General features: G+C 37.6%; 12 protein-coding genes. 8 read left to right on the top strand and 4 right to left on the bottom strand.

The genetic code is table 11. From position 1 onward, the window contains the following. Positions 1–10: 10 nt before the first annotated feature. From GZ996_RS08685 to GZ996_RS08695, 3 genes are read right to left on the bottom strand one after another with little or no spacing between them, the layout of a single operon-like run. Positions 11–1,450: a 6-phospho-beta-glucosidase gene (locus GZ996_RS08685; RefSeq protein WP_162011847.1), complete on the bottom strand. Its 1,440-nt coding sequence runs from the start codon at positions 1,448–1,450 to the stop codon at positions 11–13. A gap of 15 nt (positions 1,451–1,465) precedes the next feature. Next, positions 1,466–3,877 carry a GH36-type glycosyl hydrolase domain-containing protein gene (locus GZ996_RS08690; RefSeq protein ID WP_162011848.1) on the bottom strand — a complete coding sequence of 804 codons (2,412 nt, stop codon included), beginning with the start codon at positions 3,875–3,877 and terminating at the stop codon, positions 1,466–1,468. Between the two features lie 12 nt (positions 3,878–3,889). Then, on the bottom strand, positions 3,890–6,589 hold the full coding sequence (locus GZ996_RS08695; protein ID WP_162011849.1) for a GH36-type glycosyl hydrolase domain-containing protein: 2,700 nt from the start codon (positions 6,587–6,589) through the stop codon (positions 3,890–3,892). Between the two features lie 418 nt (positions 6,590–7,007). On the opposite strand from GZ996_RS08695, the gene GZ996_RS08700 reads away from it, so the two are divergent. The 6 genes from GZ996_RS08700 to GZ996_RS08725 all read left to right on the top strand — a co-directional run bounded on the left by GZ996_RS08700 (position 7,008) and on the right by GZ996_RS08725 (position 13,482). Further along, entirely contained in the window at positions 7,008–8,381 is a 1,374-nt protein-coding gene (locus GZ996_RS08700; protein WP_156806818.1) for an ABC transporter substrate-binding protein, read from the top strand. A 52-nt stretch (positions 8,382–8,433) separates the two neighbouring features. After that, positions 8,434–9,375, top strand: coding sequence for a carbohydrate ABC transporter permease (locus GZ996_RS08705; protein ID WP_162011850.1), 942 nt, complete (start codon positions 8,434–8,436; stop codon positions 9,373–9,375). 11 nt (positions 9,376–9,386) lie between these two features. After that, entirely contained in the window at positions 9,387–10,232 is an 846-nt protein-coding gene (locus GZ996_RS08710; RefSeq protein WP_162011851.1) for a carbohydrate ABC transporter permease, read from the top strand. 50 nt (positions 10,233–10,282) lie between these two features. Further along, positions 10,283–11,587 (top strand): beta-glucanase, encoded by a 1,305-nt coding sequence (gene bglS / locus GZ996_RS08715; protein ID WP_162011852.1) that lies wholly within the window; start codon positions 10,283–10,285, stop codon positions 11,585–11,587. 25 nt (positions 11,588–11,612) lie between these two features. Then, entirely contained in the window at positions 11,613–12,248 is a 636-nt protein-coding gene (gene bglS, locus GZ996_RS08720) for a beta-glucanase (RefSeq protein WP_162011853.1), read from the top strand. A 448-nt stretch (positions 12,249–12,696) separates the two neighbouring features. Beyond that, positions 12,697–13,482, top strand: coding sequence for an AraC family transcriptional regulator (locus GZ996_RS08725; RefSeq protein WP_162011854.1), 786 nt, complete (start codon positions 12,697–12,699; stop codon positions 13,480–13,482). Between the two features lie 54 nt (positions 13,483–13,536). Here the strand turns inward: GZ996_RS08725 and mutY are convergent, their stop codons facing one another. Next, positions 13,537–14,688 (bottom strand): A/G-specific adenine glycosylase, encoded by a 1,152-nt coding sequence (gene mutY, locus GZ996_RS08730; RefSeq protein WP_162011855.1) that lies wholly within the window; start codon positions 14,686–14,688, stop codon positions 13,537–13,539. A 1,301-nt stretch (positions 14,689–15,989) separates the two neighbouring features. Between mutY and GZ996_RS08735 the strand changes: the two genes are divergently transcribed. Beyond that, positions 15,990–16,868 (top strand): ABC transporter ATP-binding protein, encoded by an 879-nt coding sequence (locus GZ996_RS08735; protein WP_380433466.1) that lies wholly within the window; start codon positions 15,990–15,992, stop codon positions 16,866–16,868. Positions 16,869–16,880: 12 nt separating this feature from the next. After that, positions 16,881–17,603, top strand: coding sequence for a hypothetical protein (locus GZ996_RS08740; RefSeq protein WP_161979523.1), 723 nt, complete (start codon positions 16,881–16,883; stop codon positions 17,601–17,603). Positions 17,604–17,808: the final 205 nt, after the last annotated feature.

Below are 17,808 nucleotides of genomic sequence, written 5' to 3' on the forward strand. Positions count from 1 at the left end.
CCTTTCAATATTAGTTTACATCAGTTCCATTTGTAGCAATGACTTTTTTATACCAGTCAAAGGATTTTTTCTTAGTTCGTTTGAAAGTACCAGTACCATCGTTATTACGATCTACATAGATGAAGCCGTAACGTTTTGACATTTCCCCAGTACTTGCAGCGACAAGGTCAATACATCCCCAAGTTGTATAGCCTATCAATTCAACACCATCTTCATTGATAGCTTGATTCATCGCAATGATATGATCTCTCAAGTAATCAATTCGGTAATCATCTACAATATAACCGTTTTCATCAGGGGTGTCAATAGCACCAAGACCATTTTCGACGATAAACATTGGTTTTTGGTAACGATCCCAAATGGCATTTAAAGTGATACGAAGTCCTAAGGGATCAATTTGCCATCCCCATTCAGAAGCTTTGAGGTATGGATTTTTGACAGAGGCAAAAACGTTGCCTTCTGTTTGTTTGACATTTTCTGGATCTGTAGAAACAACACGACTTGAGTAGTAAGAGAAAGAAACAAAATCGACAGTGTGTTCTTTCAATAAGATTAAGTCTTCTTCTGTCATTTCAATATTAAGACCTAATTTTTCAAATTTCTTCTTAGCATAGTTAGGATACTCTCCACGAGCTTGAACATCAATAAAGAAGTAATTTTCGCGATCTTCTTGAAGGCTTGCCCAAACATCTTTTGGATTGCAAGTGTTAGGGTAAAATTGCCCAGCAGCAAGCATACAACCAACTTTGTTTTCAGGGGCAATTTCGTGGGCAATTTTTGTTGCCAAGGCTGATGCAACTAATTCATGGTGAGCTGCTTGATACTTGATTTGATTTGCATCTTCGTGTTCTTCAATATAAATTCCAGCTCCCATAAAAGGTGCGTGAAGAATCATGTTAATTTCATTAAAGGTCAGCCAATATTTCACTAGACCTTTATAGCGAGTGAAAAGTACGGTTACTAAGCGCTCGTAGAATTCAATAAGCTTACGATTACGCCAGCCACCGTAGTGTTCAATCAAATGCATTGGGCAGTCGAAGTGAGTAATGGTTACTAAGGGTTCGATACCATATTTGTGGCATTCTTTAAAGACATTTTCATAGAATTGGAGCCCTGCTTCATTTGGTTCTAGTTCGTCACCTTTAGGGAAGATACGTGACCAACCAATTGACATACGAAATGTTTTGAAGCCCATTTCTGCAAATAGGGCGATATCTTCTTTGTAGCGGTGATAGAAATCAATAGCTTCTTTAGCTGGATAAAGGTATCCTTCTTCAAATTGATACATTTTTTTCTGACCGGTGATAATTGAAAAACGATCTTCACCGATTGGGACGACGTCAACATTAGCGAGACCACGCCCGTCAACGTTGTAAGCACCCTCACATTGGTTAGCAGCGGTAGCACCGCCCCAAAGGAAACCTTTTGGAAATTCTGGATAAGTTGTCATGTTAAAACCTCATTCTTAAAGTACAAGTGTGATATTATTTTCAGTTTGGAGTAACTCTTCAGGTAGGTAAGCGTCAGCTAGTTCTTGTCCGTTGAGTATTAGTTTTGTAAAGCCAGACTCTTTATGATTAGGATTTTCCACTGTGATGTGAAGTGTTTTTCCACGGAATATTTTATCCATAGTGAAGGAATCCCATTCACTTGGAATAGCTGGCTTAAGTCGTAAGCCGCCTAAATCAGGTCGGAGTCCTAAGATGCCTTCTACACTTCCTACCATCACAGTTGAAGCGGTTCCTGTTAGCCAGTGAACATGTGATTTACCGTGATTAGGACTGGTAGGTCCTTCGGTAAATTGACCATAGCAGTAAGGTTCTAATTGACGGATGTCAGCCTGGTCATTTTGTGCTGCGGGAGCATTTTCCATAAAGTAGGTGAAGGCACGATTTCCCTCGCCTCGAAGGGCTTCTGCTAAGATTAGCCAACCTTGAGATTGTGAGAAAATTCCGGCGTTTTCTTTGTTTCCTTGATTATAAATAACAGCCAAGGCACCATCGAAGGCGTGTTTGTGATAAGGTGTATCCATTAGTATAGCACCATAGTTGGTGTTTAATCTGTTAAAGACATTATCCATAGCTAGTTTGGCTTGTTCTTCGTCAGCAAGGCCGCTGATGACTGCCCAACTTTGTGGGTTTAGCCACATATTAGCTTCAGGTGCTTGGCGTTCTCCGATACGTTCACCTGCTTCTGTGTAACCACGGATAAAGCGATCCTCATCCCAACATAATTCTTGAATCTTTTGTCCCATTGCCTTTTGTTCGGTCTCAAGGAAATTTAAGTATTCGGTATCATTTTTGTGGTCTGCAAAGAGTTTTAGTATGCTTAGAGCATAATAATATTGCAGAGCAACAAATGATGATTCTCCTTGCGCACCTAGGCGGAGACAGTCATTCCAATCGGCATGTAATCCCGCAGGCATTCCGTGTGGACCTAGGTTATCCATAGAGAATTGGACGGCAGCTTTGAGGTGTTCATAAACGGTAGCTTCATCTTTATTAGCGTAAGGGATAACTTCGTCTAAGAAGTTGATGTTACCAGATTCAGTGATGTATTTATAAACGGTTGGGAAAAGCCAGAGAGCATCGTCAGCACGATAGGCTGGGTGACCGGTTTCCTGAACATATGATGGATCGTCAGGAGTATCTTCACGACCAGGATTGTGAGTGAATTTGACTAAAGGAAGTCCGCCACCGTTGTCCACTTGGGCTGAGAGCATGAAGCGGATTTTGTCGGCAGCCATTTCAGGAGCAAGATGGATGACGCCTTGGATATCTTGGACGGTATCACGATAGCCGTATCCGTTACGCAGACCGCAGTAAATGAGTGATGCTGCGCGTGACCAGATAAAGGTCATGTAGCAGTTATAAGCATTCCATGTATTAATCATGGTGTCAAAAACAGGACTTGGTGTTTTAACTTGCAAACCTTGTAAACGGCTATTCCACTCGTTGCGAAGTTCTTGGACTTCAGCAGCAACTGTTTCTTTAGGTTGTTCATAACTGCGGATAATAGCTTGCGCTTCCTGAGATGATTTTTCACCAAGTACAAAGACTAGGGTCTTGCTTTCATTTGGCGCCAATATTAATTGACTGGAAAGAGCTCCGCAGGCATTTTCATTATAGTTATTACTATTTCCTAAATTTCCGGAAGCGACACCGGCTGGTTTATCGTAACCGTTATAGCGACCGAGAAATGCTTTTTTATCACCGCAATAGGAATTGACAGGATTTCCAGCTAAACCAAAGAAACGTTCTGTTACATTTTTTTCGTCCACTTGTTCATCGTCGTCAAGCGTATCAAGATTTCCGTGAATTTGTTGTACGATACGATTTTCTTGGAAAATAGTCCGAGAAATGAAGAGAGAATACTGAAGATTGACTTGGTCTTGTTCATAGTTGCTATGGTTAGTAAATTCAGCATAGCCTGTTAGTGTTAAGTTACGACTTAGGTTGGAGGTATTGGTTACCTCAATAGCCCAAACTTCGTAGCTTTCATTTTTAGGAACATAGTAAGTTGCCTCTGAATGGATGCCAGAATAATCAGCTACCATTTTAGTGTAACCTAGACCATGATGGCACTTACTGATATAGTCTTTGAGGTCTTTACCGACAGGTTGCCAAGAAGCGGACCAAAAATCTTGGTTGTCATTATCTCTAAGATAAATGTATCGTCCTGGTTGGTCAAAATGATTAAAGACATAACGTAAAATACGTCCGTTGGCACCAGATTTAGCGAAGCTATAGCCACCAGCGTTATTTGAAATGATGGCACCATATTCTGGAGATCCGAGATAATTGACCCAAGGAGTTGGGGTGTCAGGTTTGTCAATTACATATTCGCGATTGATATCGTCAAAATAACCGTATTTCATAAGCAATATTCCTTACTGTAATGTAATAGTGATGTGATGAAGTGAATTGTCTAGAGATTGAAGATTTTCTTTGCTAACAGAGACAAAGGCGTCATCTGTAATAGGAAGAACCTTGCCGTCGCAAGTGGCAGAGGTAATAACGTAGTGACCAAAATCTTTGTGCTCTGGATTGGAGTAGGTTACTTCTAGTGATTTGCCTGCAAATTGTGTGATAATAGAAGCTATGCCATTGTTATCAAATTGTTCACTTAAGAGTTTTGGATAAATAATCAAATCCCCTGCTTTCCCGTGAACGCCAAATACTTCCGTAACCATAGTAAGCATATACCAACTAGCTGCTCCAGTAAGATAGTGGTAAACACCACGACCATCTGCTCGGAAGTATTCAGGAATTCCTGGATAGATATGGCTAGTTTTAAAGTCTAAGCTGGTGTCAGCTAAAGATTTCAAGGCTTTCCAACCCTCTTTTGCAAATCCACGACGATAGAGGGCGTTAGCATACATGACGGCCATATGGGAGAAGACGGCACCATTTTCTTTTTCACCATAGGCAAAACCAAACATACGGCCTAGATTACCTTTAACTTCTTGGAAGTCGGTGTTGAGGCGGTAGCCTCCAATTTCTTTACGATAGAGATATCGGTCTGCACTTTTGGTGATTTTCTTAATTTGAAGATCCGTAGCGACATAATTCATGATACTGAAAACTTGTCCTGTTAGCATCATGTGCTGAATGCCATTGTAATAACCATCAGTTGCATTTCCACTATTATCATAGTAGCTATTGTACCAACCTTCTTCGTTGTTAATATCAATCCATTCGTTTTCTTGGAGGAAATGGCGCAGCCAATTAGCTTTTTGAATCAAGTTTAGGGCAATTTCAGACAGAGAAATCTTGATTTTATTGCCATTTATATTGTGTTGACAATTTTTAGTATAAACATCTAAAATCTGATGTTTGCGATCAATCTGGTTGTAAATTTCAGTATCTTTTTTGAGAAGCAGTCCGATTTCTTCTAAAATTTCGACAGATTCAACTCCAGTTTTATTTTCCAAAAGTCTGATCAGTGCTGCTAATTCCATTAAATTACCAGAATAAGCAGCTGTAAATGCCACGCTTTCACCATATTCATTGGCCATATCAAGAGCGTCATTCCAATCGGCACCACGAAGACGATAGATATTATGTTGGCCGACTTCATAAAAACCTGTTAGGTGTTGAATTAAGAGATGTTCTAGGATACTTCCAGTATAGATATCATCTGTTGTAGTGCGTTGCTGATTGCCATACTCATCATTCCATAGACTGTCAAAGGCAGTTCCTCGTTTGATGTGAGGATCTTTAAAGTAAGAAACTTGCTTGTTTAAGATAGAGATATCGCCAGTTTGATCGATATAAAGCTTAGTTGTCATCAAGGGCCACAAAGCATGGTCCATCCAAACACGACTAATGCCATTTCGGTCTGCAAGGAAATTTCCTTCTCCCGCTCCTATAATAGTGGCATTTGTTCCATCAAGTCGAACCCCTTTGAAATTGTTAACAATCATCTCACCAACATCTTTTGGTTCCATGAGTAACAGGGATAGGCAGTCTTGCCAAAGGTCACGCCAACCGCGACCACCACGTCCATAATCATGGTGTGGAAGGAAAGAACAGCCAAAGATACGGCGTAGATAAGGTTGGAAACAAACCCACTTCATAAATCGGTTAAAATCTGTATCAGCGGTTTTGAAATTTACCGAAACTTTGTCTTGCCAATAAGTTTTTGTTTCCTTTAATGCAGTCTGCACAATTTCTAATGAATTGTAAGTGTTTTTGATTCGATCAATAGTCTGTTCACCATCACTGATGCCGAGGAGCAAGATAAAGTTTTTGGTTTCGTTAGGAGCGACGCTAAATGTTTCAAAACGAAATGCTCCCATAGCTTCGCGGCCGTCGCAAGTGTAACCTGCAGTAACTCCTGTTTCATTTTCAAATAACGAACGAGGGTGAGTAAAGCTTCCTCCTTCTCCGATAAAACTTTCAACGGTAGGGAAAAATGTTTTAGAAGTATTTCCGACGTCATCAAATCCCATAACGTAGTAGGTTTGATGGTTTAGGCGGTGTCCTCTTTCATCAAATGACATCGTAGGTGTTACATAAATACCTGCTTTGTCTGTCCGTATACGATGGAGCATGGATGTCACATTTCGATGATCACGTAAATTATCCGCGCTACGACCAAAAATAGGAATTGCTGCTGTAGCAGTTAACTCTTGTGGAGTGGTAGCAGTATTTGTAATGGAAACCAACATAAACTCGAAGGTCTCATTAGTTGGGACAAAAGAAGTTGTTGTAGCTTTAAGATTGAGATCAGACAGTTCCCGTTCTAATTGATGCCACATAAATCCTGCGTGAATGCGACTTTTTTCTTGAGTTTCACTGAATTTTTGAGCTTCTTGAGAAGCGGAAGTTCCAGTTATAGAAGCAAATTTCCCATCAGTAGTTTTAACCCAAAAATTTCTAGTTGAACGATTATTATGAAGATTATCTACACTTACAGGTTCTAATAAGAAATGCTCTTGATTGATTTTTGCATCTCCACCTAAGTTAGGAGAGATTGCACTTTTCAATCCAGCCTCTGATGCAAGAGGAAAATAGAGAGAGCTAATGCTTTCTGGTTGACAAATGGTAAAGTCTCCATTGTCATTAGTGAATGTCAATGGCTTCATAAAAACTCCTTATCTGTTTACTATTCTATATGATAATTTATTGTAAAAAAAAACGATTACATAAAAAATAAGAAAGAGTAAAAAAATATCATAATTATGACATGTTTTAATTTTTTTGTTAAGCTAGATATCCGCAATGTTCAAAAAAATAAGATGTTTTTTTTAAATTATTATAGAAGAAAAATTAATATACCCATTATCAAACGCTTACATTTCTTAAAAAATACATTTTTGAAGTGATTTTAGGAAAATAGGAGTAAAAAATAATGTGGTGAAAATTTTTAATAAAAATATCAAGAGAGGTCAAAAATGTGGTATTTTTTTCAAGAAAGTAATATAACGTCCAGCTGAGACAAGATATAATACAAGTACAAAAAACAACAAGGGGCAAAGCCCTTGGAAAAAAGGAGTAAATCTCATGAATAAAAAAGTAAGCGCTTTTATCGCTATAGCTCTTGCAGCTGGATCTTTAGTTGCTTGTTCTTCAAACCCAGGAGGTTCTTCAACTAGTTCTAGTGAAGAAGGAAAAGTCATCAATATCTATTCTTGGAATGATGAATTCCGTCAACGTGTCGAAGCTGTCTATCCGGAAGTAAAAGAAACTTCAAAAGACGGTACGGTGACTACTCTTAAAGATGGTACAGAAATTCACTGGATTGTAAACCCTAACCAAGACGGTGTTTACCAACAAAAATTGGATGAAGCTCTTCTTAACCAAGAATCTGCAGATGCTGATAGTAAAGTGGATATTTTCTTGTCAGAGACAGACTATGTTAATAAATATTCTTCTAAAGAAGCAGGTGCTGCCATTCCATTGAAAGAACTTGGCATTGACCCAGAAAAAGATTTAGCTGATCAGTATGAATTCACAAAAGTAACAGCTTCTGATGAAGACGGTGTTCAACGTGGGTCAACATGGCAAACAACACCAGGTGTCATCGTATACCGTCGTGATATTGCTAAAGATGTGTTCGGAACAGACGATCCTACAGTAGTGGCAGACAAAGTGAAAGATTGGGATACAATGGCAGCAACTGCCAAAGAACTTCAAGCTAAAGGTTACTTTGCATTTGCTTCATCAGCAGATACCTTCCGTCTGTATGGTAATAGCATTAAGGAACCTTGGGTGAAAAAAGGTGAAACAGTTCTTAATGTGGCGCCAGAAATTATTGATTGGGTGAATGATTCTAAGGAATGGTTAGATTCTGGTTACTTTACAAAGACTGTAAAAGGACAATGGACTGACGAATGGAACAAAGAAATGGGTTCAAAATCTAAAGTATTTGCCTTTCTCTTCCCTGCTTGGGGTATTGACTTCACTCTCAAACCAAACTGGGATGGTGAAGCAGGTGCTTGGGCAGTGACAACTCCTCCACAAGAATACAACTGGGGTGGTTCTTACATCCATGGTGCTGTGGGTACAGACAACGCTAAACATGTTAAAGATATCATCCTTGCATTGACCGGAGATAAAGACAATCTGCTTAAAATTTCTAAAGATTATCTTGATTTCACAAATACAAGATCAGGTATGCAAGAAGCTGCTAAAGATGATAACTTTAAGTCAGACTTCCTTGGTGGACAAAATGCCTTTGAATATTTCGCACCTGTTGCTGAAAACATTGAAATTGCCCCATTATCACCTTATGACCAAGGTTCTGTAGAATTGATTCAAAATAACTTTAACGATTACCTACAAGGTAAGGTAAGTTTTGAAAAAGCGAAATCAAACTTTGAAGTTGCCATTAAAGAACGCTATCCAGAAATTACGGAAGTGAAATGGCCTGAATGATCAAGATCTGCGGTGTATTACAGCACCGCGGTTCTATTGAAGGAGTAATAGAATGAAACAAAAACGTAAACGTATTAATTACGGAAAATATGGCTACCTGTTTATTTTGCCATTCTTTGTCACTTTCTTTATTTTTTCCTTTATTCCACTTGTAGAAACTATTCGATATAGTTTCTATGAATATTATCGCTCAGGAATTAGAGAAATTGGCCCAAATTTTGTTGGCTTAGCTAACTATAAAGCTCTCTTAGAATCAGATATCCTCAAATATGCAGGTAACACCATGTTAATGTGGTTGATGGGCTTTATTCCGCAGATTGGTATAGCGCTTTTATTGGCAAACTGGTTTGTTGATGCCAGATTAAAATTACGTGGGCAAGGAATTTATAAAGTTATTATTTACTTGCCAAACTTAATTATGGCGTCTGCCTTTGCCATGTTGTTCTTTACACTTTTCTCAACAAATGGTCCAATTAACTCAATCATGACTTCCTTAGGGTGGTTTAAAGAGCCCGTTGATTTCATGGGAACAGCCTTGGGAACTCGTTCACTCGTAGCTGTAATGAATTTCCTCATGTGGTTTGGTAATAGTACGATTATGCTCATGGCTGCAATCATGGGGATTAGTCCAGATATTTTTGAAGCGGCAGAGATTGATGGTTGTAACAGTCGTCAACGTTTCTTTTACATTACTCTTCCAATGATTCGTCCAATTCTTGCCTATACTTTAATTACATCAATTATTGGTGGTCTACAAATGTTTGATGTTCCACAAATTTTGACCAATGGTCAAGGGGCACCAGATAGAACTTCAACAACACTGATTATGTTCTTAAATAACCACTTGAAGAGTAAGAACTATGGTATGGCAGGGGCCTTATCAGTCTATCTCTTTATTGTCAGTACAATTCTTTGTTGGTTTGTTTATAAGATGACTAATAATGAAATTAAAGCTGGTCGTGAAAAAATGAAACGCAACGCTAAAAAGGCATAGGAGGTTAGCTAATGTCAACAACTGCACAAAATCGCATTCAGCGTCTTGTGGCACATTTTGTACTCATTACCCTATCATTTATGTGCCTTTTCTTCTTTTATATTTTGATTATTAATGCAACACACTCACATGCGGAATTGCAAAGAGGTTTCTCGGCTTTACCAGGATCACACCTTTTTGACAATCTGAGCAAGGTTGCCAATGATGGAACATTTCCAATGTTCAGAGGTATTTTTAACAGTCTCTTAGTTTCTGGAGCAACAGCTGCTATTTGTACCTATTTTTCAGCCCTAACGGCTTATGGGCTCTACGTCTATGATTTCAAATTCAAAAAAATTGCTTTTACTTTTATCATGGCAATCTTAGTCATGCCAACTCAAGTGACTTCAATGGGATTCTTACGTCTCATTACACAAATGGGAATGTACGATACACTATTGCCAATGATTATCCCGTCAATTGCATCACCAGCGGTATTTTATTTCATGTATAGTTATATGCAATCATCATTACCGTTATCTATGGTTGATGCTGCTCGTATTGATGGTTCAGGTGAATTTAGAACGTTTAACACGATTGTTTTGCCTCTCATGAAGCCAGCAATTGCTGTACAAGCTATTTTCACTTTTGTAGGATCATGGAATAACTATTTCATTCCAGCTTTGGTCATCCAATCTAAGGATAAAATGACCGTTCCAATCTTAGTGGCAACCTTGCGTGGTGCGGACTACATGAACTTTGATATGGGTAAAATTTACACAATGATTTTAGTGGCTATTGTTCCAATTATTGTAGTCTATCTATTGCTGTCTAAATACATCATTGCGGGTGTAACACTTGGTGGTGTTAAAGAGTAATATTTAATTCATTAAAAATCAAAATTAATAAAATATTTTAGAGGTTTTTTATGTCAAAGAAAACAGTTTTAAAATGGATATGTGTGACTGCTACTATTTGTAGCTTGCATGCAGGTATTGTTACGGTTGTAGCTGAAGATGTAACCACAACTCCTTCATTAACAGATAATACAACCTTGATTGATGAAGCAGTTCCTTCAACTGATGTGATAACACCGGTTGAAGAAGTGGCGAGTTCTGTAGAAACAAATACAACAATAGAAACAGAAGCGCAGCCTTCTTCAGCGAATGAAGAAGTTACAGATGTTGAAACTGACACTAGTGAGAGTGAAACAGTAGCTTTAGCAAGTGAATATAGTACAGATTTTGATGGCTACGATGAAGCAACGATGGCTAAAGCCGATTGGTGGAATGGAAATCCTTTCGGAGCTGTTTGGAAACCAGATAAAGTTGCTGTCGAAAATGGTGTTATGACTCTGACTATTGATAAGGGAACAGATACCAGCGCTCCAGTAGAATATATTTCTGGTGAATTACGCACTCAAGAATTCTTCCATTATGGTACTTATGAAGTGAGTATGAAGCCAATTAAAAATCCTGGAACAGTTAGCTCATTCTTTACCTATACTGGACCAAGTGACAATAACCCTTGGGATGAAGTAGATATTGAATTTTTAGGGAAAGATACTACAAAAGTCCAGTTTAATTATTACACTAATGGTAAAGGTGAACATGAATACGTTCATGAATTAGGGTTTGATGCTTCAGAAGCTTTCCATACTTACGCTTTTGATTGGCAAAAAGACTACATTACTTGGTACGTAGATGGTAAAGCAGTTTATACGGCTACAGAAAATATTCCAGTAACACCAGGAAGAATCATGATGAATGCCTGGTCAGGTAAAGGAGTTGATGAGTGGCTTCAACCTTATGATGGACAAACACCACTTGTAGCAAGCTATGATAGATTCAGCTATAAAGCGACTGAGCCAGTTAAAGAAAACGTTCCACCGATTTCTGAAACGCCTGATTCTCAACCACCAGTAGCACCGTCTACAAATGAGGACAATTTAGTTCCAAATACAAAACCAACGGTACCGGTAGAAAATATCCCACTGGTGAAATTATCTGGTGCTGACCCTGTTTCTAATACAGATAGAACTACAGAAGTACAATCAATTAAACGTACTGAGGGACCAGTTGTAGAAGAAGTTGTCCATACAGGATTCGTTACTCAAAAATCAACTATCTTGCCAAAGACTGGGAGTCAAGAAGGGGTTCTAGCGACCTTATTAGGCTTTGTATCTCTATTGACTGGCTTTATTCTTGTGCCACTTCGTAAAAAGAATAATTAAAACTATTTCAGAAAGCAGATTTTTTATGGAAGAAAAACATTTTAAAACTTGTTTTGATGTTTATGATGAAAGCACTATGGAATTACGTTCAGGTTCAAACGGTTTTATGTTTGACTGTGAATTTAAACCAGAAAATGTTGCTTTTGAAGATGGTCTTCTATGCTTGAAAATTGATAAGGACAGTAATGGCTATACAGGTGGTGAGTGGCGGACCAGGGATTTCTTTGGATATGGCTACTATCAGGTATGCATGAAAGCTATTAAAAACCCTGGGGTCGTTACTTCTTATTTTACCTATACTGGTCCGAGTGATGATAATCCGTGGGATGAGATAGATATTGAATTTTTAGGAAAGGACACAACCAAAGTACAGTTCAATTACTTTACAGACGGTGTTGGAAATCATGAATATTTACATCATCTTGATTTTGATGCTTCGGATGATTTTCATATCTACGGTTTTGAATGGAAAAAAGATTCGATAACGTGGTATGTTGATGGTGAAGCGGTTTATACAGCTACTGAGAATATCCCAAAAACAGCTGGTAAAATGATGATGAATGCTTGGCCTGGAATTGGTGTTGATGATTGGTTAGATGCCTATGACGGAAAGGGTCCCTTACATGGTTATTACAAATGGATCAGTTATGAAGCAAGATAGATAGGTACCTCCTAAGGTTTAGGGAAATCCTCATGTGGGGATTTCCTTTTTTAGCTTATTTGAACCATTCCCGCTGTTCTTCCTCCCAGTCCTATTAAGCGATTGGAAGACTATAAAAATAACAATCGCCACATGATATTAACGTTTTAGCTTATCAACTTATAGAAGAACATCCATTTTTCAACATTATCGCCACAAAGTTTTGGCGTTTTCAGATATGAAGGTAATTGAAATTGTTGGTGTAAGGACAGTTGTATCGCGCATAATATGGGTTATTTGATTGTTTTTTCAAAAAAATTGACTTTTCTATCCTGAAATCACTCATTGAAATTAACAACTACGGGAATGATTCTATTTTGAAAAGGCTTTCCTAAGGTTTTCAAATATGCTATAATTAGATGTGATATTTCTATTATCAAATGAATCATCAAGGTCAGGAGGAAAAGGAATGAGTTATAGAGAAGAATGGCGACTTTATGAAGCAAGTGATCGATCTGATGAACTCATCCATCGCCCTATGACAGAAGAATTTCTCTTTTATCAAGCTGTCTCAAATGGAGATATTGAAGCTGTTAAAAGAAACTGTGAGCAGGAGCGTTTCATGGAAAAAGAGGGTGTTGGACAATTGTCACGTAATCAAGTTACCAACATGAAATATCATTTTGTTATTGGAACGGCTATGATTACAAGGATTTGTTGTCAAAATGATATGGAATTGGAGTTGGCTTTTCGTCTGAGTGACTTCTATATCCAGAAATTGGATGATCTTCACACTGTTCAAGAAATTCAAAACTTGCATGATGAAATGGTTATTGATTTTACAGAAAAAATGCGGCAACAAAAACAAAAAGATGTCACTTCTAAACACATTTCGGCTTGTAAGGATTATATTTATTGTCATATCAAAGAACGTATTACGGTTGAGCAGTTAGCGCTTGAATATGGTGTTTCAACAAGTTACTTATCACGTCTTTTTAAGAAGGAAGTTGGTGTCTCGCTTAGTACTTATGTCCGTAATAAAAAGATTGAAGTGGCTAAAGATTTATTGAAGTTTAGTCAAGATTCAATGATTGATATTGCTAATCATTTATCTTTTTCATCTCAGAGTCATTTTATTCAACAATTTAAAGAGGTGGTCGGCATGACACCTAAAAAATATCGCGATAGCCACCACAGAGTTAAATGGGATAAAACTGTTAGTAGCAACTCAACTGACATGATAGGAACAAACTAAAAGCCAAACTTCTTACAAGTAGAAGCTTGGCTTTTTTGAATGATAAGATAAGCATTAATTCCTAAACGATTTCATAACCTCTGCCACCATCTTCTTCTGTGGGGTTGCCATGGGGTAGTTATCGAAATCGTCTGGAGATACCCATTGTAATTCTTTTTGGCTGGTTAGCTCTGCTTTTTCCACAAAGCCTTCTAGAAGTTCTATCGTCCATTTTTGATGGCTAAAGGTATGTTTGACAGAGGGGAATGTCCTTTCTGACCAAATTGGCTTGAGTTGATAGTCCTCTTCAAATAATGTCTTTTGAGATACGGTCTCTAAAACGTCGTTTTCTTTTTCAAAGAGATTTAATTGCTGAGCGATAAAGTTAGTCTCAACAATGGGGAAAGACCAAAATCCACCTAGTAAGCGATCGTTATTATTTTTTTCAAGCAAGAATTCTCCCTTTTTATTTTGGATGACAAAGGCTTGGATTTGCAATGGTTTTGGCTTTTTCTTTGGAGCCTTGATGGGGTATTTATCATAAGTGCCATGTAAATAAGCTGCGCAGAAAAATCGAATAGGGCTTTCATCAGGTCTTGGCGTTTTAGCGGATTCGATATCTGTTCCTAGGTCCATCAAAGCCTGGTTGAAATCCCCTGGTCGGTCAGGATCAATCAATATTTCCATGACAGTTTGAAAAATGTTACGATTTTTGGGGTCGCCAATATCGTAATTGATTTCAAATAAGCGTGCCATGACCCGCATCACATTACCATCTACAGCTGGTTCAGGAAGTCCAAAGGCGATGCTTGCAATAGCACCAGCAGTATAAGGACCTATCCCTTTTAAGCTAGAAATTCCTTCATAGGTTTCTGGGAATTTACCATTAAAATCTGTCATGATTTGCTGAGCGGCAGCCTGCATGTTACGAACGCGCGAATAATATCCTAAGCCCTCCCAAGCCTTAAGGAGTTTTTCCTCGGGGGCGTCAGCTAATGTTTTCACAGTAGGAAACCAGTCCAAAAACCTCTCGTAGTAAGGAATAACCGTTATCACTTGTGTCTGCTGAAGCATAATCTCAGAAATCCATATCTTATAAGGGTCAGAGGTGCGACGCCAAGGCAAATCACGCTTTTCACGGTCATACCAAGCCAGCAAGGTACGACGGAAATCGGCAATTTTCTCCTCGTTCCACATCTCAATTCCGTAATCTTTCAAATTTATCATACCACTATTGTACCAAAGCCTTTTTATTTTGGAAAATAGCAGAGCTTTAAAAAAGAAAGTGTTTTTTATTTTCTTACAGAAAATATTTTGTAATTTTCTTGAGTTCTGAATTGAGCTTTAAAAAGGCGAATCGCTCGTTTTAAAGGAATAAACGAGCAAGAAAAACAGTGTCAGCCCTTCTCTTATCAAAAAATGTTAAAAAGATACAAATACTAATAAAAAAACTTGACAAAAGAAAACGCTTACGATATACTTAAACTATAAAGAAAGAAGAGAAGAAAGGAGGTCACTCTAATACTAATCTTCAATCGCAACAGGTATAAAAATGGAGACTAAGGTCTTCAAACAATCGTTTTTCAATTATAGGAGGTGGCGCTATGTTAACCTTTGACATTGGACGCTATAAGAACGGAGACAAGCCTCGATAGACAGTAGGCAAACAATGACTTTATAGTTGCTATATAGGAGGATTCCTATGAGATTTAATATTAGTAGGTATAAAAATGGAGATTAACTCCTCGTGTTGCAGAAAATAGTCACGAGGGAGTGATACCAATGCAAACATAGATTTATTGTTAATGTAACTCAGTGTGGAAGAAAAATAAATTTGTAGTTAACGTTGCTCAGTGTGTAGGTTTCTCAATACAGGAGGGTCTTATGTGCATTGCAAGATATAAAAACGGTGACAACTAAGCTTAAATTATTTTTCAGATAAAGCTCTATAAAGATAAAATGATGATATTTTCTCTAGGGGAATCAAAAGGAGATTAATAGAGAGATTGACATATATTGAAAATTATTTGATAATGTTTTGATTTCCTAAAGAGGTAAGAGACTATCACGGTTTTCCAGGAGTAAATAATCTGCTATCATCTCTACCTTGAAATGTAAGGTGGGAGAATGAAGCATCTCAGAAGACTGAAAAGACAAGAATAAGATAATCGTAAATTGGTAGAAACACTGTAGAGTTTTATAAGTTTATCTTTAATCTAATCAATTGTATAATCGCTTAGTGATGAGCACTTGAAGCTCGACGAACAAAGACTTGGTAGGAGGCATCCTTATGCTAAGATATAATTGTTCTAGGTACAGAAACGGAGATTTATAACCTCAGTTGATGATTCTTATAACAAAACAAATACACGAATTTAATAAAGAAAGGGCACCTGTCAGAGCGGCAGGTGTTTTTATGTACTCATTTAAATTTTCATCTTGACAATTTTTGGTTGTATGGTAACATTGATACATAGATATTGTATTGATTTAAACATACAAAAAGTTTCTAAAAATTCAGAAGGAGTATTGTAATGGCTGAAACATTGTTACAGATTAACAATATTAGTAAAAAGTATGGTAAGCAAGAGGCCTTATCACATGTTAGTTTTGAGATTAAGAAGGGCGAGATTTGCGGTCTTGTGGGACAAAATGGTGCTGGTAAAACAACTCTCATTCGAGTCTTATCTGGGCTTATCAATGCCAGTTCAGGAAAAATTGAGCGCTATCAAGATTATAAAATTGGTGCTTTGATTGAGTCTCCGACACTTTATCCTAATATGTCTGCCTATGCTAACCTGAAGTATACTGCTTTGCAGATTGGTTTGCCTAAGGCTGATGAGCGCATTAAAGAAGTTTTAGGTTTAGTTGGCCTAACAGATGTAGATCGTAAGAAAAAGGTTAAAAATTTCTCACTTGGTATGCGTCAGCGTATGGCGATTGCTCTTGCCATTATTGATTTTCCAGATTTTCTGATTTTGGACGAACCAATTAACGGGCTCGATCCGTCTGGTATCAAGGAGATGCGTGATATTATCCTGAACCTCAGAGACACATTTGGCATTACTATTCTTATTTCCAGTCATATCCTATCTGAATTGGAACTGGTGGTAGATCGTTTTGTTATCATGCATAAAGGGCGCGTGATTAAGGATATTGAAAAAGCTGCGCTGAGGGCAGAAGTTGAAAATCGTATTCATCTGGAGACCACTGATAATGATAAAGTTGCGCAAGCTTTGCTAGATAGAAACGTATCGTTAGATATGCTAAGTGATTACCTCAGTATTAAGCCAGAAAAAACGGTCCAAGAATTGATTGATTTGGTGTCAGAATTAAACGTTGAGATAAAAGGAATCTACCAAATAGGTTCAAGCTTTGAAGATTATTATCTAGGATTATTGCAGTAAGGAGAAAAGTAGATGTTAAAATTTTTAAAAGCAGATTGTTACCGTATTTTTAAAGAAAGATTGAGTCTGATTTCCTTAATTCTTCTTTTGCTTTTAAGTGGAGGAATTGCTTATATCATTGCTCTACAAAACATGCCTACAATAGGAGTAGCAACGTTCATGATGCCATTTTTTACCAGTTTTTTTCCTCTCTTTTTTGTCACTCCTGGTAAAATATTCTTTGGTGAAGATTTTGTACAGCGTACCATTAACAATAGTTTGATTAAAGTTCAGAGTCGCTCCAAGACTTTTGCCTATCGTTGGCTAATGAGTATGGTTGTAAGCTTCTTTTATATTTTTATTGCCTATATTTTTGCTGGTTTTGTTTATCAACTATCGACTGGCGATTCTATTTATGCAAGGCTCTTTGAAGGCTTGCTTTATCAGATTCCTTACTACCTAGCAACAGCGGCACTACCTTTGGTGTTTTTTAATCTATTTGACAAGCTGTACAAGACCAACACTCTATTTATCATTACCTTTACCATGTTTGAAACCTTTGCTAAATTGATTCTTGGTATGCTCTTGAAAATTGATTCAGAGGTTTATCAGCCCTACATGTTGTTTGGCAATCTTGCTAATACAGTAGATAGCTCTGCCGGTTTTATCAATCACTCAAGTATCGTGGCTTTTGTTTATGCGATTATTTTTACTGGTATTTCTTATTTCCTTTTTGCCCGTCGTGAGTTTAAGTAAAAAGTAGAGCAATATATGAGGATCTAGGTGGCTTACTGAAGAAGCTCTGCTATTGCCAAAAAAATCAACAAAATTCTTGTAAGTGTCTAGAGTTTCGGGAAACGTAAAATTGAATACCTTATAACCTAAGAGAACGAGAAATTCGTTCTCTTTTTTCGTTGTCTAAAACTAGTGAAAGGACACAAACAGATGTCAAATAACATTG

The organism is Streptococcus sp. S784/96/1, assembly GCF_902729355.1.
GTDB classification, from domain to species: Bacteria; Bacillota; Bacilli; order Lactobacillales; family Streptococcaceae; genus Streptococcus; species Streptococcus caledonicus.

What these genes read in the sequence shown, in the direction of transcription:
- GZ996_RS08700 (WP_156806818.1), top strand. Translation starts at nt 7,008, where the DNA reads ATGAATAAAAAAGTAAGCGCTTTTATCGCTATAGCTCTTGCAGCTGGA.
- GZ996_RS08705 (WP_162011850.1), top strand. Translation starts at nt 8,434, where the DNA reads ATGAAACAAAAACGTAAACGTATTAATTACGGAAAATATGGCTACCTG.
- GZ996_RS08695 (WP_162011849.1), bottom strand. Translation starts at nt 6,589, where the DNA reads ATGAAGCCATTGACATTCACTAATGACAATGGAGACTTTACCATTTGT.
- GZ996_RS08685 (WP_162011847.1), bottom strand. Translation starts at nt 1,450, where the DNA reads ATGACAACTTATCCAGAATTTCCAAAAGGTTTCCTTTGGGGCGGTGCT.
- GZ996_RS08725 (WP_162011854.1), top strand. Translation starts at nt 12,697, where the DNA reads ATGAGTTATAGAGAAGAATGGCGACTTTATGAAGCAAGTGATCGATCT.
- GZ996_RS08690 (WP_162011848.1), bottom strand. Translation starts at nt 3,877, where the DNA reads ATGAAATACGGTTATTTTGACGATATCAATCGCGAATATGTAATTGAC.
- GZ996_RS08740 (WP_161979523.1), top strand. Translation starts at nt 16,881, where the DNA reads ATGTTAAAATTTTTAAAAGCAGATTGTTACCGTATTTTTAAAGAAAGA.
- mutY (WP_162011855.1), bottom strand. Translation starts at nt 14,688, where the DNA reads ATGATAAATTTGAAAGATTACGGAATTGAGATGTGGAACGAGGAGAAA.
- GZ996_RS08710 (WP_162011851.1), top strand. Translation starts at nt 9,387, where the DNA reads ATGTCAACAACTGCACAAAATCGCATTCAGCGTCTTGTGGCACATTTT.
- bglS (WP_162011853.1), top strand. Translation starts at nt 11,613, where the DNA reads ATGGAAGAAAAACATTTTAAAACTTGTTTTGATGTTTATGATGAAAGC.
- bglS (WP_162011852.1), top strand. Translation starts at nt 10,283, where the DNA reads ATGTCAAAGAAAACAGTTTTAAAATGGATATGTGTGACTGCTACTATT.